This window comes from Rhizobium sp. SRI_017 (genome assembly GCF_057586295.1).
In genome coordinates, this window is sequence record NZ_JBYCZP010000111.1 from 1 (window position 1) to 274 (window position 274).

The window sequence follows — 274 nt, forward strand, 5'->3', positions numbered from 1 at the left end:
TTCGGCCTGCTCGACGGGTGCCGAGCCCTATACGATGGCGATGGTTCTGCAGGAATTCGCGAGCACCAATCGCGAGGTTGACTATCGCATCCTGGCGACGGACCTCTCGACCGATGTGTTGCAGGCGGCGCAGCGCGGAGTCTATCCGCGCGACATGGTGGCACCCGTGCCGAAGAGCATCCAGCAGAAATATGTGATGGTGGCGCGCGAGAGGGGTCGCACCGATGTTCGCATCAGTGCGCGCCTGCGTTCCAAGGTCGGGTTCGCCCGGCTC

General features: G+C 63.9%; 1 protein-coding gene. It reads left to right on the forward strand.

What is annotated here, in order from left to right:
- A partial coding sequence (locus AC2YI2_RS35270) for a CheR family methyltransferase (protein WP_487391156.1) occupies positions 1–274 on the forward strand: 274 nt, incomplete at both ends.